This window comes from Bradyrhizobium australiense, from assembly GCF_013114825.1.
GTDB lineage: Bacteria > Pseudomonadota > Alphaproteobacteria > Rhizobiales > Xanthobacteraceae > Bradyrhizobium > Bradyrhizobium australiense.
The window spans coordinates 237,104-255,284 of sequence record NZ_JAAVLX010000011.1 but is presented as its reverse complement, the minus strand read 5'-3'; the positions used below and the strand labels follow the sequence as shown (position 1 = coordinate 255,284).

The 18,181-nt window shown below is 60.4% G+C and carries 18 protein-coding genes and 2 pseudogenes; 10 read left to right on the top strand and 10 right to left on the bottom strand.

Annotation, left to right across the window (positions count from 1 at the left end; translation table 11 throughout):
- Positions 1-15 precede the first annotated feature (15 nt).
- The 8 genes from HCN58_RS30145 to HCN58_RS30110 all read left to right on the top strand — a co-directional run bounded on the left by HCN58_RS30145 (position 16) and on the right by HCN58_RS30110 (position 7,877).
- The gene (locus HCN58_RS30145) at positions 16-486 is read left to right on the top strand and encodes a (2Fe-2S)-binding protein (protein WP_171582977.1); all 471 of its coding nucleotides are present in this window, start codon (positions 16-18) and stop codon (positions 484-486) included.
- Entirely contained in the window at positions 483-2,624 is a 2,142-nt protein-coding gene (locus HCN58_RS30140; protein WP_171582976.1) for a xanthine dehydrogenase family protein molybdopterin-binding subunit, read from the top strand. Before HCN58_RS30145 ends, HCN58_RS30140 begins: the two co-directional genes overlap by 4 nt.
- Positions 2,624-3,331 (top strand): molybdate ABC transporter substrate-binding protein, encoded by a 708-nt coding sequence (locus HCN58_RS30135; protein ID WP_171582975.1) that lies wholly within the window; start codon positions 2,624-2,626, stop codon positions 3,329-3,331. Before HCN58_RS30140 ends, HCN58_RS30135 begins: the two co-directional genes overlap by 1 nt.
- Before the next feature lie 129 nt (positions 3,332-3,460).
- Positions 3,461-4,204, top strand: a complete 744-nt coding sequence (locus HCN58_RS30130; RefSeq protein WP_171582974.1) for a GntR family transcriptional regulator — start codon at positions 3,461-3,463, stop codon at positions 4,202-4,204.
- A 45-nt stretch (positions 4,205-4,249) separates the two neighbouring features.
- On the top strand, positions 4,250-5,251 hold the full coding sequence (dctP, locus tag HCN58_RS30125) for a TRAP transporter substrate-binding protein DctP (RefSeq protein WP_171582973.1): 1,002 nt from the start codon (positions 4,250-4,252) through the stop codon (positions 5,249-5,251).
- Between the two features lie 92 nt (positions 5,252-5,343).
- Positions 5,344-5,865: a TRAP transporter small permease gene (locus HCN58_RS30120; RefSeq protein ID WP_171582972.1), complete on the top strand. Its 522-nt coding sequence runs from the start codon at positions 5,344-5,346 to the stop codon at positions 5,863-5,865.
- Between the two features lie 5 nt (positions 5,866-5,870).
- Positions 5,871-7,160, top strand: a complete 1,290-nt coding sequence (locus HCN58_RS30115; RefSeq protein ID WP_171582971.1) for a TRAP transporter large permease — start codon at positions 5,871-5,873, stop codon at positions 7,158-7,160.
- 30 nt (positions 7,161-7,190) lie between these two features.
- A complete protein-coding gene (locus HCN58_RS30110) occupies positions 7,191-7,877 on the top strand; it encodes a cyclase family protein (RefSeq protein ID WP_171582970.1) in 687 nt (228 codons plus the stop codon).
- 15 nt (positions 7,878-7,892) lie between these two features.
- Here the strand turns inward: HCN58_RS30110 and HCN58_RS30105 are convergent, their stop codons facing one another.
- The 9 genes and pseudogenes from HCN58_RS30105 to HCN58_RS30070 all read right to left on the bottom strand — a co-directional run bounded on the left by HCN58_RS30105 (position 7,893) and on the right by HCN58_RS30070 (position 15,396).
- Positions 7,893-8,627: a Crp/Fnr family transcriptional regulator gene (locus HCN58_RS30105; RefSeq protein ID WP_171583021.1), complete on the bottom strand. Its 735-nt coding sequence runs from the start codon at positions 8,625-8,627 to the stop codon at positions 7,893-7,895.
- 286 nt (positions 8,628-8,913) lie between these two features.
- Entirely contained in the window at positions 8,914-9,297 is a 384-nt protein-coding gene (locus HCN58_RS30100; RefSeq protein ID WP_171582969.1) for an MATE family efflux transporter, read from the bottom strand.
- A gap of 30 nt (positions 9,298-9,327) precedes the next feature.
- Entirely contained in the window at positions 9,328-9,669 is a 342-nt protein-coding gene (locus tag HCN58_RS30095) for an MATE family efflux transporter (protein ID WP_171582968.1), read from the bottom strand.
- 84 nt (positions 9,670-9,753) lie between these two features.
- Positions 9,754-10,695 (bottom strand): Bug family tripartite tricarboxylate transporter substrate binding protein, encoded by a 942-nt coding sequence (locus tag HCN58_RS30090; protein WP_210266213.1) that lies wholly within the window; start codon positions 10,693-10,695, stop codon positions 9,754-9,756.
- A 144-nt stretch (positions 10,696-10,839) separates the two neighbouring features.
- Positions 10,840-11,204, bottom strand: a pseudogene (locus HCN58_RS36255) (metallophosphoesterase family protein); the annotation flags it as partial.
- Positions 11,198-11,580: pseudogene (locus tag HCN58_RS37235) on the bottom strand (enoyl-CoA hydratase/isomerase family protein); the annotation flags it as partial. The pseudogenes HCN58_RS36255 and HCN58_RS37235, both read right to left, overlap by 7 nt.
- A gap of 62 nt (positions 11,581-11,642) precedes the next feature.
- Positions 11,643-14,036 carry a xanthine dehydrogenase family protein molybdopterin-binding subunit gene (locus tag HCN58_RS30080; RefSeq protein ID WP_171582967.1) on the bottom strand — a complete coding sequence of 798 codons (2,394 nt, stop codon included), beginning with the start codon at positions 14,034-14,036 and terminating at the stop codon, positions 11,643-11,645.
- The gene (locus HCN58_RS30075) at positions 14,033-14,518 is read right to left on the bottom strand and encodes a (2Fe-2S)-binding protein (RefSeq protein ID WP_171582966.1); all 486 of its coding nucleotides are present in this window, start codon (positions 14,516-14,518) and stop codon (positions 14,033-14,035) included. The genes HCN58_RS30080 and HCN58_RS30075 overlap by 4 nt, the downstream gene beginning before the upstream one ends.
- Positions 14,515-15,396, bottom strand: coding sequence for an FAD binding domain-containing protein (locus HCN58_RS30070; RefSeq protein ID WP_171582965.1), 882 nt, complete (start codon positions 15,394-15,396; stop codon positions 14,515-14,517). The genes HCN58_RS30075 and HCN58_RS30070 overlap by 4 nt, the downstream gene beginning before the upstream one ends.
- A gap of 172 nt (positions 15,397-15,568) precedes the next feature.
- Here HCN58_RS30070 and HCN58_RS30065 point away from each other — a divergent pair, with 172 nt between their 5' ends.
- On the top strand, positions 15,569-16,675 hold the full coding sequence (locus HCN58_RS30065; protein ID WP_171582964.1) for an LLM class flavin-dependent oxidoreductase: 1,107 nt from the start codon (positions 15,569-15,571) through the stop codon (positions 16,673-16,675).
- A gap of 18 nt (positions 16,676-16,693) precedes the next feature.
- Complete coding sequence (locus HCN58_RS30060) at positions 16,694-17,569, top strand: polysaccharide deacetylase family protein (RefSeq protein WP_171582963.1); 876 nt, start codon at positions 16,694-16,696, stop codon at positions 17,567-17,569.
- A 52-nt stretch (positions 17,570-17,621) separates the two neighbouring features.
- Here the strand turns inward: HCN58_RS30060 and HCN58_RS30055 are convergent, their stop codons facing one another.
- Positions 17,622-18,176, bottom strand: coding sequence for a flavin reductase family protein (locus tag HCN58_RS30055; RefSeq protein WP_171582962.1), 555 nt, complete (start codon positions 18,174-18,176; stop codon positions 17,622-17,624).
- Positions 18,177-18,181 lie beyond the last annotated feature (5 nt).

The window sequence follows — 18,181 nt, the reverse complement described above, 5'->3', positions numbered from 1 at the left end:
AGAAGGTTCGCCCTGATGCCTAGCGTTCGATTTCGCCTCAACGGCGCCGAAATGGAAGTTGATGCCGATCCGGACCGGTCATTACTGGATATCCTGCGCGGGCAGCTCGGCATGACTGGACCGCATTTCGGCTGCGGCGCCGGCGAATGCGGCGCCTGCAACGTCATCGTCGGCGATCGCGCGGTGTCGGCCTGCGATACGCCGCTGTGGTCGGTGGCGGACAAGGATGTCACCACGATCGAGGGACTGGGAACGAGCGAGCGGCCGCATCCGCTGCAACGCGCCTTTATCGCCGAGCAGGCTCTGCAATGCGGCTATTGCGTTTCCGGCATCCTGATGAGCGCGGCGGCGCTCTTGAAGCGAAATCCCTCGCCGACAAGCCGGGAGGTGAAGCAAGCGCTCGACCACAATCTCTGCCGTTGCGGTTCGCACAATCGCATGGTGCGGGCGGTGCTGCGTGCGGCCGAAGAAATGGCGGCAGGATGAGCCAGCAGGCGCCCGCTCCTTCCCCGCCCGCATTGCCGGTAAGCCTTGCCGCGAATCCGAAACTGTCGACGTGGCTGAAGTTCTCGAGAAGCGGACAGGTGATGGTCTCGCCGGGCAAGGTGGAGATCGGACAGGGCATCGTGACGGCGCTGGCGCAGATCGCCGCCGACGAACTCGATATCGATCTCTCTCGCGTGCAGATGATCCGGGCGTCGACCGCCGTCAGCCCCAACGAGGGCGTCACATCGGGGAGCCTTTCGATCCAGCAATCGGGCCGTGCCCTGCGTCATGCCTGCGCCGAGGTTCGTCAGATATTCCTTCAGCAGGCAGCCGAACGATTGGGCGTCGGTATCGACGCTCTCGGTATCGAGGACGGTACGATTTCGGGCCCCGGCAATGTTAGGACCAGCTATTGGGAGCTTGCCGATGAGGTCTCGCTCGATCGCGACGCTACGCCCGGCATTAAGCCCAAGATCGCAACGAGCCGGACGCTGGCTGGCCATTCGGTCCAACGGATCGACATTCCGGATAAGCTTTTTGGTCGGCCGCGATTCATCCATGACCGCGCGCTGGCGGGAATGCTGCACGGGCGCGTGCTGCGTCCGGAGCATGCGCGCGCGAAACTCAGGGAGTTGAAGGAGGATAGCGCCCAAGCGGTGGCCGGTCTCGTTGCCATCGTGCGCGACGGCAGCTTTGCAGGCGTCGTCGCCGAAACCGAGCATGGTGCGGAGACAGCCCTCAATGCATTGCGCAAGGGCGCGACCTGGTCCGATGGCGAGCCGCTGCCAGACGAAGACGACCTGGCAAGCTTCCTCAAAGCGCAACCGTGCGAATCCACCGTTATCGGTAGGAAAACTGCCACAGCACCCGGCGCCGCGGTGGCGCGGACCATCCGGCGGCAATATACCCGCCCCTATATTGCGCATGCATCGATCGCGCCATCCTGTGCCATGGCGCAGTGGGCCGGCGAGCGCGTTCATGTCTGGACGCACAGCCAAGGCGTCTATCTCCTGCGCACCGATCTGGCGCTGGTTCTCAAGCTGCCGGTCGAGAACATCACCGTTGAGCATCTGGAAGGCGCCGGCTGCTACGGCCATAACGCCGCCGATGACGTTGCGCTCGATGCTGTGCTGCTCGCCAAATACGCCGGCGGCCGGCCGGTGCGGGTGCAATGGTCACGGCAGGGCGAAATGTCGGATGCGCCGTTTGGCGCAGCGATGGCGATCGGGATCGAGGCCGATCTTGATGCGCAGGGCGAAATCATCGGCTGGCGACATTCGATCTGGAGCAACGGGCATGCGGCGCGGCCGGGGCGCGCGGCTCAGCCCGCCTTGCTGGCAGCATTCGAACTGGAGAACCCGTTTCCGCGCATGGTCTCGACCAATCCGCCGCAGGCCAACGGCGGGGGTGGCGATCGCAATTCGATCCCGCTCTATGATTTTCCATCGTGGCGCATCGAAAGCCACCGCCTGACCACCATGCCGATCCGCACCTCCGCGCTGCGGACGCTTGGTGGACAGGGCAATGTGTTTGCGATTGAATCCATGCTCGATGAAATCGCAGCTGAGCGCGGCGAGGATCCGGTCGCGTTCCGGCTGCGCCACTTGCGGGACCAGCGGGCCCAGGACGTCATCCGTGCCGCGGCCACGCGCGCGAGGTGGAAACCTGAGAAGCAGCCCGGCATTGGGCACGGCATAGGCTTTGGCCGCTACAAGAACACCGGCGCCTATTGCGCTGCGATCGCCGAGATCGAGAGCGCCGAGGAGATCAGCGTCAGAAAGCTGACGCTGGCGGTCGATGTCGGTGAAGCGATCAATCCCGATGGCGTCATCAACCAGATCGAGGGCGGCGCCATTCAGGCTGCAAGCTGGGTGTTGAAGGAGCGCGTGCGCTTTGACCGAGAACGCATCACCAGCACGAGCTGGACGGAATATCCGATCCTGCGCTTCAGCGAAGTGCCCGACGTCGAGGTGGAAGTCATCCAGCGGCCGGACATGGATCCAGTCGGCGCCGGCGAAGCTGCCCACGGCCCGGTTACAGCGGCTATTGCCAATGCCGTGTTCGATGCGCTCGGCGTGCGGGTTCGCGATTTGCCGATCACGCGTGACCGGATCATCACCGCCATGGAATTGAGCTGATGAGCAGCCTGAATATCCTGAGCGGCGGTGCGGCACAGGGTCTGGTCGAAAGCCTGACACCGGCCTTCAAGACCCGTACCGGATTCGATATCGCAGCTGAGTTCGGCGCCGTTGGCGTCATGGCCGACAAATTGCGCAAAGGCACACTGGCTGACGTCGTCATCTTGACCGCGGCACTCCTCGCCAATCTGGCGCAGGAAAAGCTGGTTATTGCCGCTTCGATAGTCGATGTCGGCCTGGTCGAAACCGCCCTCGCCGTTCGCGCCGGCGATCCCCAGGCTGCAGCCAAGGATGCCGCCAGCTTGCGCGACGTTTTCCTCGTCTCGGATGCGATATTCGTGCCGGATACCACTGCCTCGACGGCCGGAATTCACGTTGCAAATATCCTTCAGCAGCTCGGCATCGCCGATAAGGTCGCTGCCCGACTCAGGATTTTCCCGAATGGCGCGACGGCGATGCGCGAACTGGCCGTATCTGACGCGCGGCGCCCGATCGGCTGCACGCAATCGACCGAGATCATCAGCACCAAAGGCGTAACGTTGTCCGGCTCGCTGCCAGCGGGCTGCAAGCTTGCAACCATGTACACCGCGGGCATCACGACTGCCGCCGCCCATCCGCAACAAGCCCGGGACTTGATCGATTTGGTGATCGGCACCGGACAACGCGAGCAGCGGAAACGCGCCGGCTTCGTCAGCGGCCCCAAATAGGTGCCCACTCACTGATCCAACCTTTAGATGAGCCTGTGCAGCCGTACGCGGCATCAAATCTGTGCGCGGCACCATTTTTGATTTGTCAAAACCGATTCATATACTAATATATCAATCGAGATAGCAGCCATGCCCACTCGCGCATCGAAAAAGACGGATCCAACGGTTCGCCGCACTGCCGCCGGCACGCGCCGCAGCGGCAGACCGCGCGCGGCGACGGCGGCGTCCAGGATCTATTCCGATCTTCGGGCCGAACTGGTCTCGCTGCAGCGCCGCCCCGGCGAAGCCATCTCGGAAGCGCAAATCGCGCTCTCCTATGGCGTCAGCCGAACCCCCGTTCGCGAGGCCATCCTCAGGCTAGCGGATGAAGGCCTGCTGGAGATCTACCCCCAGTCCGGCATCTTCGTCTCGCGCATTCCGATCGCAGCACTCCCAGAAGCCATCATCATCCGCAAGGCGCTGGAGGAAACCACCGCCCGGCTAGCGGCGGAACGTGCTACATCGAGTCAGATACTGGCGTTGTGGTCGATCCTGGAGCGACAGCGCGAGGCGAGCGCCGCAGGAGACAGCGAGACGTTCCACCAGGCCGATGAAATGTTTCATGCTGCAGTCGCCGATGTCGCCGGCTATCCTGGTATCTGGAAATATATCCAGCAGGTGAAGGTTCACGTCGATCGCTATCGCCGGCTAACCCTGCCCCAACGCGGTCGGATCGCAAAGGTCATCGTCGAACACGAGGCCGTCCTGACCGCCATCGAGGCGCATGATGCGGAGGGCGCAAGACGGGCGATGGAAATTCACCTCGAAAGCCTTCTCGAGAACATCTCGGCTACTCAACACATCAATCCGGAGTACTTCGACGAACGAGACTAGAGTCTGGAAAGTCCACAAACGATAACAAACATCAGGAGGAACAACATGAAACGCCGCGACTTCATCAAGTTTAGCGCAGGGCTCGGGGCCACAATGGCAACCGCGACACCGCTGTCATCGGCATTTGCGCAAACCAAAATGGTGCTGAAAGCATCGGACGTTCATCCGCTGGGGTATCCGACGGTCGAAGCCGTGGTCCGGATGGGCAAGAAGCTGGAGGCCGCGACCAATGGCCGGCTGACGATCCAGATGTTCCCGTCGATGCAGCTTGGCGGCGAAAAGGAAATGATCGAGCAGGCCCAGCTCGGCGCCCTGCAGATCGCCCGTATTTCGGTCGGCGCTGTCGGCCCTGTCGTGGACGACGTCAACGTCTTCAACATGCCGTTTGTCTTCCGCAACTCCAAACATATGGAAAAAGTCATCGATGGCGAGATCGGCGACGAATTGCTGGCGAAGATTTCCACGAACGAAAAGACCGGCCTGATCGCGCTGTGCTGGATGAACGCCGGCTCGCGCAACGTCTACAACAACAAGCGGCCGGTGCGGACCATTGCCGATCTCAAGGGCCTCAAGGTCCGCATGATGGGCAATCCGCTCTTCGTCGACACCATGAATGCGCTGGGCGGCAACGGTGTTGCGCTGGGCTTCGATCAGGTTTTCAGCTCGATGCAGACAGGCGTGGTAGACGGCGCGGAGAACAATCCGCCATCGTTCATAGCGCAGAATCATTATCAGGTGGCCAAGTATTTCACGATGACCGAGCACCTGATCATCCCAGAACTTTTGGTGTTCTCGCGCATCTCCTGGCAGAAGCTTTCGCCGGAAGATCAGGCGCTGATCAAGAAACTTGCGAAGGAAGCCCAGCAAGAGCAACGCGTGCTCTGGTATGAAGCGGAGAACGCCGCGATTGAAAAAATGAAAGCGGCCGGCACCGAGATCATCACCGATATCGACAAGAAACCGTTCCAGGATGCGGTCAAGCCGGTCTGGGACAAATACGGCGCGAAGTACGCCGCGATGGTCAAGCGTATCGAAGCCGTCCAATAGGTACGGCTCGCGAGCAGAGGTGGCCGGGCGACGTCCGTTCCGGCCACTTTTCCGAACTGCGACTTGAAGCGCCGTAATTCTCTGAGGTCAAAATGTCCAATTCTGCGGCCGGACTTTTCCGGCGTGTGAACGATACGGTTTACTGGACCGGCGCCGTGATCGGGTGTGTGGCGCTTGTGCTGGTCTCGGCGGTTATCCCATGGGCTGTCTATACCCGGTATATCCTCAACAGCGCCTCGTCATGGCCAGAGCCGATGGCTGTGCTGCTCACCGTCGGCATCACCTTCATCGGTTCGGCCAACTGCTATCGCCAGCGCATTCACATGAATATGACCGTGGGTACCGACTTGCTCCCGCCACTGCTGCGCCGCGCCTCACTGCTCCTCAGCGAAATATTGATGGGCGTGATTGCAATTTTCATGGTCGTTTGGGGACTCCGGCTCGTTCAGACCACCTGGGACAATTCGGTGGATGAGTTTCCATGGCTCTCGGTCGGGATCACCTATCTTCCGATCGTGGTCAGCGGCGCCATGATGCTCCTGTTCGTCATCGAACGCCTGACAATTGGCCCGCCGCCGCGCGACGGCGCTGACGCCCACGTACCGGTCGAGTAATTGCCATGGATATCGCGGTTCTGCTTCTCAGCATGTGCTTGTTCTTCGCGATCGGCATGCCGATCGCCTACGCGCTGGCACTGTCTTCGCTCGTCGGCGCGCTCTGGATCGATTTGCCGGTCGGCGCGGTCATGCAGCAATTTGCCAGCGGCGTCGGAAAAGTCTCGATGCTGACCATCCCCTTCTTCGTGCTGGCGGGCGCCATCATGGCCGAGGGCGGCATGGCCAAGCGGCTGGTCGATTTTGCAGCCGTGGTCGTTGGATTTACGCGCATCCGTGGCGGCCTCTCGCAGGTAAATATCCTTGCGACCACGATCATGAGCGGCATCTCCGGATCGTCGGTCGCCGATACGTCCGCGATCGGCTCGGTGATGATTCCGCAGATGGCCGACAAAGGCTATCCGCGGGTCTTCGCAACCAACGTGACCATCAGCGCCTCGCTGCAAGCCATTATCGTCCCGCCGAGCCATAATTCCGTGATTTATTCGCTGGCGACCGGCGGCGTGGTGTCGATCACCAGCCTATTCCTGGCCGGCGTGCTCCCTGGCCTACTGCTCGGCTTCTCGCTGATGGTGCTCTGCCTGTTCTTCGCCTATCGCGACAAACACCCGAAGGGTGAGCCGGTGCCGATCCGCCAGGCTGTCAGGATGCTCGGCGACGCGACGTGGGGGATCGTAACGTTGGCCATCGTGCTGGGCGGCATCCTGACTGGCGTCTTCACGCCGATCGAGGCAGGCGCAGTCGCTTGCGTCTGGGCGTTCTTCGTCACCATGTTCATCTATCGCGACTACAAATGGTCCGAGCTGCCGTTGCTGGTCTATAAGACGCTGCAAACCGTCGCCATGGTGCTGACGCTGGTGGCGACAGCGTCATGCTTCGGCTACGTCGCCGCCCTGATGCAGATGCCCGCGAAAATGACCGAATTCTTCGTCGCCATATCCAGCAACAAATACGTGCTGCTGATGTGGTTGAACATCATGCTGCTGGTGCTGGGAACGGCGCTCGATCTCGCGCCCCTGCTGCTGATCTGCACCCCGATCCTGCTGCCGGTGGTGAAAAGCTTCGGCATCGATCCCGTGCATTTCGGCATCGTCATGCTGCTCAACCTCGGCATCGGACTGCTTACGCCGCCGGTAGGAACGACGCTGTTCGTCGGCTGCGCCATCGGCAAGGTTTCGGTCGATGAAGTGATGCGCGGCATCTGGCCGTTCTACTACGTGATGTTTACGGTGCTGATGATCGTGACCTATGTGCCCTGGCTGTCGCTGGCGCTGCCGAGGATGTTCGGGTTCTAACAGACGCAGTTCGAGTCACGGAGATTCCGCGTGAAGATCGTCGACCTTAGCCGAGAGCTCTATCACCGCACGCCGAGCTATCCGGGCCATCCTCCCGTCATGCATGGTGTCTGGAAGACCCACGAAGAATCCTTTGCGGAGTCGGGCAATGTGCACGGGCTGGCGTCGATGTTCATCTCCATGGTGGACCACGCCGGCACCCACATCGACGCGCCGCGACATTTCGGCAAGAGCGGTATATCAATCGATGAATATCCGCTGGAAAAATGCATCGTACCGGGCATCTGCATCGACCTGCGCCACATCGCACCGCGCGCCGAGATTACGCCCGCCGACCTGGAGGCGGCGGTGGTGAAGGCCGGCGTGCCGGTGCCGAAGGGCGGCACCGTCCTGCTCTGTACCGGTCACCACGAACGGACATTTCCCCGCAAGGAATATTCGACCGACAATTCCGGCGTGAACGTCGCCGCTACCGAATGGCTGGCTGAGCAGAGCGTCGTGCATTTCGGCATCGATTCGATGCGGCCGGGACCGGAGGGCAAAGTGAATGCCCTCGTGCACAAGGCCTGCCTCGAGCTCGACATCACCCATATCGAGAGCCTGTGCAATCTCGAAGCGCTGCTTGGCCGCGGCCAGTTCACCTTCATCGGCCTGCCGATGAAGTGGCGCGGCGGGACGGCGTCGCCGATCCGCGCCGTTGCGGTGTTCGACCTGTGAAGGAAAATGAACGGCCTATTCGCCTTCGCTTCCGGATCCCGCTTCGGCCAGATCACGAAGCGCCTCTGCATTCAGCACGACGATGGCACCGTGCTCGAGGCGTACCCAATCGCGGGTCGCCCAGGCGCGCAACTGCTTGTTAATACTCTCCCGGGTCATGCCAACCATCTCGCTGATCTCCTGCTGGGTGATCGCGATGGTTCGACCCTGCTGTGCAGGTTTGTGTTTTTCGGACAAGCGAAGCAACGCGCTGGCCAGCCGCCCGGGCAAATTCTGCAGGATGATCTGCTCGACCTGATCGCTGGTCCACCGCAACCGCCCGCAGAGCAACTCGATGAACTTCATAGCCAGCCCTGGCTGCTCCTTCACGAAGGGGATGAATTCGCGCCTATCAATGACGAATAGCTCGCAATTGGAGTTTGCGATGGCGTCGGCCGAGCGAGCCCCGCCGTCGAGCAGTGCGATTTCGCCGAAGATTTCTCCAGGCTCGATGATGTTCAGGATCGCGCTGCGACCATCGGGCGAGGAAATACTCATCTTCACCGTACCCGAAATCACTGCGTAAAGGCTGTTGCCGGGGTCCCCCTTGGAGAACAGCGTGGCGCCCCGCTTCAACGTGGAATGTTTGGCATAGCGGCAGAGCTGCTCGAACGCCGCGGGCTCGAGGTCGGCAAAAAACGGGTGCTTGCGCAGCACCGACAGTTTGCCGTTCGAAAATTCGTGAGCTTCACCCGTCCTTCGTTGAGGCACGACAGTCAAACTCCAGGGAACACGGGATTGCAGCCCTTCCGTAATCAACGCGGGCCGGCTTTTCAACCGGAAAGCATCAAAACGCGTCGATTTGGCGGCCGGAAGGCGAAGATGATGCCGAGCGTCAACGCGGCCAATAACCGTGGAACCTGCAACAAGATAGTATAAAAAGTCGAGTCTAGCCGCTTGCTGCTGCAGCATCCGTCCGCCGGCCAAACGATCGCAACCCCAACGGCAAGCAGCGGAGGCATCGCCCATCCCCATCCGTGATAGGCCGAAAACAGAATCACAAACGCGGCCATGAAAAACAGGCCCGTCGCGTAGAAATAGCTGGATTCCGCAAAGACAACTTGTCCAACTTGTGTAAAAAGACCTGCGATCGATCTTCCGAAAGCGCAACTCCGAGTCCGATCGCAGCAAAGATAGCCGCTCCCAGCAAACAAGAAACAAGCGTGACACGATGTGCGCGCGCCTCGAGGCCAGCGCCAACACAGGTCCCCATCATTGTCGTCGTTCCTACGCCGATGGCGAGTGCCGTGGAAGAAATAAGAAGCTCGACGCCAGCAGCCAAGCCATAGCCAGCCAGCGCCTCAGTACCGAAGTGGGCGACATAGGCCTTTATTGCGATCGGCGCGACATTGGAAACCAGTATCTGCAGCGACGAGAGCAACGCTACTTTCAGAATACCCGAGAAGAGCTGCTACCGTGACCGGAAGGCGGAACAGGTGAGATGGATAGGACTCTTGATGGACTGCAAATGAACGAACAGCCCGACGACGCCAAGGGTGTAGTAGATCAGCATTGCGGCTGCGGCGCCGGCTATCCCAAATCCAGGGACCGGCCCCCATCCAAAAATCAGTATTCCAAATAGTGGCAGCGCGGCACCGGCTCGAAAAATGGCAATTCGTGCCGGCGTCTTCATGTCGCCGGTGCCGCGCACGATTGCAGTGATGCCTCCGAGAAGCCAGAGACTAATTGAACCGCCGAATATGATGTTGGAATAAGGATGGGCTTGATTGAGTGAATCGCCTCTTGTTCCCATGTCGGCCGCAACGGCCGCCGTTACGCCTGCTACTGATTACGAGATAGGCTGCCGACCCTGGCGCTGTGGTGCATCGGTCGGCAACTATTCCTTGGCGATTCCCGTTTCCCTGATCACGCGCTCATACTTCTCGAGCTGATCGTGCGTCATGGCGCGCAGCTCTTCCGCTGAACTGCCGCGCACGGCGAAACCCAGCTCTTCAAGCTTGCGGCGCACATCAGGATCGCCAACCGCCTTCAGCACCTCGGCGTTCAGGCGGACAACAATATCCTTCGGGGTACGGGCGGGAGCAAGAATTGCGAACCATGAATTGAAGAAGAAGCCGGGCAGACCGGATTCCGAGACGGTCGGCACGTCAGGGAATTGCGACAATCTCTTCTCGGTGGTTACCCCGATCAGCTTGAGTTGGCCGCCACGCACGAGCGTTGCGACCGTGCCCAAGCCCTGGAAACCTACAGGAATCTGGCCGGCGGCGATGTCGGTTGCAGCCTGGGTGGCCCCCTTATAAGGCACATGCGTCAACGATATGCCGGCGGCCGACGCAAACATTGCCATCGCCAGATGCTGTGGGCTTCCCGGCCCGCCCGAGCCATAATCGATCTTGCCGGGCGTCGCCTTCGCGGCCGCGATCAGATCTGCTGCGTTCTTGAAGCTCGCCTGATTGTTGGCAACCAGTCCCCACTCCACCGTCGCAACCAGCGACACGGGCTCGAAGTCCTTCAGGATGTCCCAGCGCATCTTGGACTGCAGGTTCGGCACCATTGTCATGATGCTGTCATTGAACCCACCAATCGTATAGCCATCAGGTTCGGCGCGGGCGACGGCCTCCGCCCCGATCAGCCCTGAAGCGCCCGGCTGGTTCAGGATTACGACTTGCTGGCCCATATTGTCGGCCATCTTCTGGGTGACGATCCGCGCAGCGACGTCGACCGCACTTGCCGCGGCCAGCGGCACAATCATCTTGATGGGGCGGTCCGGATAGCTCCCCTGCGCCATCGCATAATGGCTCAAAAGCAAGGCAAGCATTGGAATCACCAGATAAAGCGGCCGCATCATTTCCCCCATTTGTATGAGCGGCACAAATCTTAGAGTTGCGGCCGCCTTTTGGGAAAGATTGCGCCCGATCTTCAGCTTATGCAATCGGCGGTCCTGCCGAGGAATGCCGCACGGCTACAACAGCTTCCCATCTGGCCCAAAAAAACGGGTGTAGGCCGCCGAAGGTGCCTACCGGGACTTGATGGGTAACGATAGTGCTGAATCCCTCGCCCGGAAACCAGCTGTGGGGGTGGAAGGCCAGCGGCTCCACCTTGAAGGAAGCGCTTCACGCACTTCAGCCAGATCGAGATCGACGGCACGGTTCGGGGCGGGACAGATCGTGGTCGGCACGCCGGCAAACATGGTCAGTGCCGCGCGATGGACATGCCCCGTTGCGATCAATTGCACGCGGGGATGACGACGCACGATGGGCGCGTGTTCGCTTGCGTGAGGAGATTCTGGCGGTCCATGTGCCAAATGCCCGCCTTGAAAACATGATGCGAATGTCGCAGCCGAGCGCCGCATCTATGCCGTACCCTACGGCCCCGCCATTCACAGCGCAAATCCTCGGCTTGTCCATCGCTTGCCGGACGGTCGACGGCGTATTTCGCAGGTCAAGCAAGGTCGATGACGAAGCCGCACTGAGACCATCGCCGCTGCGCTCTTTCTGCAAATCCAAACCGGCACAAAATGCGCGCCCATTGCCTGTGAGGATTACACAACGATGGTCCCCATCCTCGTTGACCTGACGAGCAGCCGCATCAGAACATTCAGCATGGGACCTGAAATCGTATTCATGTGCTCGGATGCATTGAGCGTGATGACGGCGATATGGTCAGTCACATCGTAAAGGACTTCATTGGATTCGGTTTGCATGGTGCGCTGAGCTCGGTCGATAGGACGCCCTGCTCTTCCTGATCGATGTTATCGCGCTCGGATCAGATTCGTCCCAGGGCGGTCAGGATAACCTGAGGCGTGAGGGGAATCTCGGTAACGATTGCTCCAAACGGCTTGAGTGCGTCGTTGACCGCATTGGTAACGGCGGCCGCCGCACCTGCGGTACCGGCCTCCCCGGCGCCCTTTGCACCCAGCTCCGATTCCAATGTCGGTGAAACCACGTGCCCGACATCGATGTCCGGCATTTCACCGGACATCGGAACCAGATAGTCGGCCATATTGGCGTTGGTGAGCTGGCCACGTTCGTCGTACACGCATTTCTCGAACAGCGCGGCACCAAGCCCCTGCACCACGCCGCCCCTGATCTGCTCATCGACCAGTTGAGGGTTGATAATCGTGCCGCAATCCTCGACCACCCAATGCTTCAGCAGCTTCACAAAACCGGTATCGGTATCGAGCTCCAGCCACGATGCCTGAACGCCATTGGTGAAGGCGAAGGGGTATTCGCGCGGGACAAAGTGCCTGGTCGCCATCAGTTCCGGCTGAACGCCGGGCGGCAGCGTGTCAGGGCGGAAATAGACAATGCGCGCGAGTTCGCTCAAATCGATCCGCGGCGCGCCATCGGCGACCTTTACTACCGCGTTGTTGACGATGTCGAGCTCGCCCGGCGTGGACTGGAGGATGGCGGCTGCGATGTCGAGTATGTTCTTGCGCAGTACCTTGGTGGCCTGCAGTGCGGCCTCGCCGCCAATGCCGGCACCACGCGAGGCCCAGGTGCCCCCGCCATACGGCGTATTGTCCGTGTCGCCCAAAATCACACGGACGCGATCCATGGAGACGCCGAGCACGCTTCCAACGATCTGTGCAGTGAGCGATTCCGATCCCTGTCCCTGCTCGGTGATACTTGTTTGACAGATCACTGACCCCTGCGCGTCAAGCCGCACCGCGACACCATCCTGCGAGGATATCTTCGCACCGCCTACGCCATAAAACGCCGCGCTGGGATTGGTAACTTCGATAAAGCTGGCAATGCCGATGCCACGATGGACGTTCTTCACTCGCAGGGCGGCCTGCTCAGCGCGTAACGCATCATAATCCATCATCTGGACGAGCTTGGCGAGCGCCGCATGGTGCGACAATTGCTCGAAGCGCAGACCTGATGGCGAGGCGCATGGGTAGGCGTTGTCGGCAATCAGATTGCGGCGACGGATTTCAAGTGGATCCAAGCCAATCTTCATGGCTGCCAGGTCGACCAGGCCTTCCGTCACCGAGCAGGCGATCGGATGGCCAACGGCTCGATACTGGCACATCACGTTCTTGTTCTGGAATACGACGCGGGCACGAGCACGGTAATTTCCGGTCACATAGGGCCCGCCGACGAGATTGACGACCTGATTGGCCTCGATCGCGCTGGTGCGCGGATACATCGAATAAGGCCCGATGCCCGTAAGATCGTCGATCTCGAATGCCGTGATGGTGCCATCGCGCTTGACGCCGATTTTTCCCTTGCAGCGATGGTCGCGGGCATGAATGTCGGTGTTGAAGCTCTCGACCCGGTCTGCGACGAATTTAACCGGACGCCGCAGGAGTTTGGATAGTGCGTAAGTCGCCATCTCGTCGGCATAGATATGGACTTTGATACCGAAGGAGCCGCCGACGTCCTTGCAGACGACGCGGACCTGCGATTCTTTCAAGCCAAGATGGAGTGCTGCAATATTCTGCACCATATGCGGCGCCTGCGTGCCTTGATAGATGGTCAGTCTGGCTTCTGCGACGTTCCAGTCTGCTACCACCGCACGGGGTTCCAGCGTCACGCCGGTGTGCCGTCCGAAAACGAACTCTGCGTCGACCACTTCGTCGGATTCGGCAAAAGCCTGATCGACGGCGCCCGCATCGTGAATGCGTTCGAAGGCCAGATTGTCGCCGAGGGAGGCATGGATCACGGGTGTTGCCGGATCGAGCGCGGTGCGCATGTCCGTTACGGCGTGCAGTCCTTCATATTTAACCAAAACATGCTCTGCCGCGTCCTCGGCCTGTGCGCGGCTGGCCGCCACCACGGCCGCGACCGCTTCACCCTGCCAGCACACTCGGTCGACCGCGATAGCACTTTGCGGCGCGGATTTGAGGCCCTTCAAATGCGAGAGCACGCCGACCCACGGCGTGATGACAGTCGACAGCTCCCTGCCTGAAACAACGGCGATCACTCCCGGCATCTGCTTGGCCGCCGAAGCATCGATGCTGATGATCCTCGCATGCGCATGCGGCGAGCGTAGGAACACGACATGCGCCATACGCGGGAGCTCGACATCGCTGACGTAGAGCCCGCGCCCCTGCATCAGCCGATCGAGGTTCGGCCGCGGCACTGTCCTGCCAATGTAGGAGTTCGGGCGATCCAACGCAGAAAGCGCTTCCGGATTTGCCTTGTCTGATGTCATGGCAGGCGCCCTGCGCGTGCCCACGCGGCGCTCTCGATGGCGTCGACGATTGCCTGGTAGCCGGTACAGCGACAATAGTTGCCGGCAAGATGTTCGCGGATCTGTCCCCGATCCGGAGACGGCGATTGTTTCAGCAGATCCTGCGCCGCCATCAGCATTCCCGGCGTACAGAAGCCGCATTGCAGTGCGTTACGTTCTCGAAATGCAGACTGCAAATCAGCAATCTCACCGCTGTCGGACAACCCCTCGATCGTCTCTACCGTCGCATTGTGCGTCTGTACTGCAAGCAGCAGGCAGGAACGGACGATATCGCCATTGACCCGCACCGTGCATGCGCCGCACACGCCATGTTCGCAACCGACATGCGTGCCGGTCAGCTTGAGATGCTCGCGAAGAAAATCTGCCAGATTCAGGCGCGGCAGTACATTCGCCTCTACACGCTCCCCATTGACACTTAGCGAAATCGCAACCGCAGCCGTCACGCTGACACTCCCGCGCACAGATCAGGGCGGGCGAGCAGCGCGAATACACAACGTGTCAGCAGGACCTTCGCCAGAAGTCGCCGCATAGCGGGTGTCGCCTGTTGATCCTCCAGCGGATCGAGTTCGTCATCCAATGCGGAAGCTGCCTCAGTCAACACCGCAGACGTGATGACGACGTCGACCAGCTTGCTTGCAGAGTTAGCCAGCAACGGGCGATCGCCGACGGCAAAGAAGCCAAGGCGAAGATCGGCGAAGCCCCCATCCTTGACGGAGGCCTGCGCCGCTAAGCCGACGATGGCGTAATCGCCATGCCGACGGGCGAACTCATGAAAGAAATGCGTCGAGTTTATTGGCGTCACCGGCAACTCGACGGCAACCAGCAGTTCCTGCGGCGTAAGCGCAGTTTCGTAGATCCCAACGAAGAACTCGTTTGCCGCAATCCGCCGCTCGCCGCTCGGACCGCGGGCAATGATGGTGGCGCCAAGTGTGAGCATGCAGGCCGGGAGTTCGGAGGCTGGGTCTGCATGCGCGAGGCTTCCCCCGATGGTGCCGCGGTTGCGGATCGCGGGATGGGCGACATGGGCGACCGCATCCATCAGCAACGGCGCATGGGCTGCTATTTCGGGGGACTTCAAGAGATCGGCGTGACGTGTCAGTGCACCGATGGTGACGACTCCCTCCTTCACCACAATCCCGCGCAACTCGACCAACTGGCTGACATCGACTAGGAGTTCGGGTGCGATCAGGCGCAGATTCATCGCCGGCAACAGGCTCTGACCGCCCGACAATAGCTTGGCCGCTTCGCCATGCACGCTCAGCAAATCCAGCGCATTTTCGACGCTGGTTGCGCGAGCGTAAGCGAAAGCCGAGGCTTTCATTCTGGGCGTGACCTCCTCGGCCAACTGTCGGCATTTTCGCGGGATTAGACGGCTGAGCCCGCCAAAGGTCAAGTTGTTATCGGATGATAATTGCGACTTTGAGCTTGTTTTCGAGCGACGAACGACGCACGTTCTGTCCAAACCAAAAGCCTGCCTTGGGGAAGAGCAGACCATGAAGCTTGGGTTCTTCACGATGCCGATCCATCCTGTCGATAAGGATTGGCGGCTTTCGCTCAAGGAGGATCGCGAGGCTTTCCTGCTGGCCGATGAACTCGGCTTCACCGAAGCCTATGTCGGCGAGCACGTCACCGACAAGGCCGAGAATATCACTTCCTGCATGGCCTTCATCGCCTGGCTCGCCGCGGCGACCAGGCAGATCAAGCTCGGCACCGGCACCGTCAACATGCCGAACGCTCACCCGGCCGCGATTGCAGCCTCGATCGCGATGCTTGATCATATGCTCGACGGACGCCTTATCTTCGGCATCAGCCCCGGCGGCCTGCTATCAGACGCGGAAGTGTTCGGCAATCTCGAGGCGGATAGGAATGCCATGTTCCTGGAGGCGATCAATCAGGTGCTTCAGATCTGGGCGGGCGAGCCGCCCTATAATCTGCAAGGCCAATTCTGGAATATATCGGTTCAGAAAACTCTGATCGAAGACATCGGCCAGGGCTTCATTCCGCGCCCATTGCAGCGGCCGCACCCGCCGATCGTGGTCACTGCGGTGGCGCCGTTTTCAAAGGGTGTGACGGAAGCCGCCGCCCGCGGTTGGGAACCAATCTCGGCGAATTTCCTGATGCCGGCCTGGGTAAAAAGCCATTGGCCGAAATACGTAGAGGGATGCGAACGCGCCGGCCGGCCTGCGGATACAGCAAATTGGCGCGTTGCCAAGAGCGTGTTCGTCGCCAAGGACGCAGCAACAGCGAAGGCCTACGCCACCGATCCGAATGGGCCTTATGTTTATTATTATCGCTCGCTGTTCACCAAGCTGAAGCGCGGTGGCCGTATAGAACTGTTCAAGACGCGTCGCGATCAGCCCGACGATGAGGTGACGCTGGAGTCGATCTGCGACAAGCTGATCATTCATGGCACGCCGGAAAGCGTGGCGGATCAACTGCTGGCTTTTCAGGAAGAGACCGGCCCCTTCGGCACGCTGCTCTATGCCGGCAAGGACTGGAAAGACCGCGAACTGGGACGTCGGTCAATGATCCTGATGGCTGAAAAGGTAGTGCCGAGGATCAATGCCGGCGCATCCAGCGGTTCCAAAGCCGCCGAATAATCCGCGGGGGAGCTTGCCGTGGCACTGAGCGATCGCATTCCCTATCAAGCGCAAGTCGACCGACCGAAGCTGACGCTTCCCGGCGGCAAGAAACTCGCGGTATGGGTCATCCTCAATGTCGAGGAGTGGCGGATCGAGAACGCGATGCCTCGCACCGTGTTGAGCCCGCCGATGGGCCAGCCGCTGTTGCCAGACGTGCCGAACTGGTCCTGGCACGAATACGGGATGCGCGCCGGCTTCTGGCGACAGTTCAAGGCACTGACCGAGCGCAGAATACCCGTAACGTTGGCGCTCAATGCCAACGTCTGCAACGCCTACCCGCGTGTCGCTTCCGCCGCGCTCGACGCCGGCTTTGAATTCATGGGCCACGGTTTCGTGCAGGGGCCGATGCATAAGATCGAGAACCAGGCGGATGCCATCAAACGATCGGTCGAGACAATTTCGAAATTTGCAAGCAAGCCGCCGCGGTCATGGGAAAGCCCCGGTCTCACGGAGACAGAGGAAACCCTCGATCTGCTGCGCCTCAACGGCATCGAGTATGTCGCGGACTGGGTGATCGATGATCTGCCGCAGGACATCGCCACGCCTCACGGCACCATCACCACGATTCCCTATTCAGTCGAAACCAATGACATCGTCATCCACGCGCTGCAGCATCTGTCTTCCGAGCAGTTCCTGAAACGCTGCACCGATCAGTTCGACCGGCTATATCTCGAAGGCGCATCGAACGCGCGGATCATGGCGATCTCAGTTCACCCGTATATCACGGGCGTGCCGCATCGCATCAAATATCTGGAGGCGTTGCTCGACTATGTCCTGGGTCACGACGGCGTGGCGCTGATGACGGCCAGCGAGATTGGCCACTGGTATCGCGCGGAGATGGCAAAGATCTAGATTTGCGGTCTGCCGCAGATTCGTCGAAGGCCCAGCGAGATTCGGCAGTTGCTCACGATGATTTATTGCCATTTTCAGCAATAAACCGGCCGAAACTACCGCGCGCAAACAGCAGGGGTTCCTGCCGATTATAGGCATAGGCCTCAACGGCGCCCAGGAAGATAATGTGGTCGCCACCGTAATACCGATTGGCCGCGCGGCATTGGAAATTGGCGACGCAATCGGTCAACACCGGCGCGTTGCCGAGCCCCGGCGTCCAGCACACGCCGGCGAACTTGTCGTCCGATGACTTTGCAAACTGCGACGCCAGCGCCTGCTGAGAGGCTCCGAGAACGTTGACCGTAAAATGGCTGGCGTTCTGGAAGATTGTAAGCCCCTGCGAAAACATCCCGAGACTCCACAACACCAGCGGCGGATTGAGCGATACTGAAGCAAAGGAGTTGCAGGTCACGCCGTACGGCCTTCCATCCGCGGCCATTGCCGTGACGATGGTGACGCCGGTGGCGAATGCGCCAAGGGCATTGCGAAAATCGCGTGGGTCAATCGCCGAGTTGTCGCTGGCAAGTTCATTGGCCGGATCGGCCGGATGTTTGGGTGCATCAGACATCCGCC

What these genes read in the sequence shown, in the direction of transcription:
- HCN58_RS30145 (WP_171582977.1), top strand. Translation starts at nt 16, where the DNA reads ATGCCTAGCGTTCGATTTCGCCTCAACGGCGCCGAAATGGAAGTTGAT.
- HCN58_RS30140 (WP_171582976.1), top strand. Translation starts at nt 483, where the DNA reads ATGAGCCAGCAGGCGCCCGCTCCTTCCCCGCCCGCATTGCCGGTAAGC.
- HCN58_RS30135 (WP_171582975.1), top strand. Translation starts at nt 2,624, where the DNA reads ATGAGCAGCCTGAATATCCTGAGCGGCGGTGCGGCACAGGGTCTGGTC.
- HCN58_RS30130 (WP_171582974.1), top strand. Translation starts at nt 3,461, where the DNA reads ATGCCCACTCGCGCATCGAAAAAGACGGATCCAACGGTTCGCCGCACT.
- dctP (WP_171582973.1), top strand. Translation starts at nt 4,250, where the DNA reads ATGAAACGCCGCGACTTCATCAAGTTTAGCGCAGGGCTCGGGGCCACA.
- HCN58_RS30120 (WP_171582972.1), top strand. Translation starts at nt 5,344, where the DNA reads ATGTCCAATTCTGCGGCCGGACTTTTCCGGCGTGTGAACGATACGGTT.
- HCN58_RS30115 (WP_171582971.1), top strand. Translation starts at nt 5,871, where the DNA reads ATGGATATCGCGGTTCTGCTTCTCAGCATGTGCTTGTTCTTCGCGATC.
- HCN58_RS30095 (WP_171582968.1), bottom strand. Translation starts at nt 9,669, where the DNA reads ATGGGAACAAGAGGCGATTCACTCAATCAAGCCCATCCTTATTCCAAC.
- HCN58_RS30090 (WP_210266213.1), bottom strand. Translation starts at nt 10,695, where the DNA reads ATGCTTGCCTTGCTTTTGAGCCATTATGCGATGGCGCAGGGGAGCTAT.
- HCN58_RS30080 (WP_171582967.1), bottom strand. Translation starts at nt 14,036, where the DNA reads ATGACATCAGACAAGGCAAATCCGGAAGCGCTTTCTGCGTTGGATCGC.
- HCN58_RS30070 (WP_171582965.1), bottom strand. Translation starts at nt 15,396, where the DNA reads ATGAAAGCCTCGGCTTTCGCTTACGCTCGCGCAACCAGCGTCGAAAAT.
- HCN58_RS30065 (WP_171582964.1), top strand. Translation starts at nt 15,569, where the DNA reads ATGAAGCTTGGGTTCTTCACGATGCCGATCCATCCTGTCGATAAGGAT.
- HCN58_RS30055 (WP_171582962.1), bottom strand. Translation starts at nt 18,176, where the DNA reads ATGTCTGATGCACCCAAACATCCGGCCGATCCGGCCAATGAACTTGCC.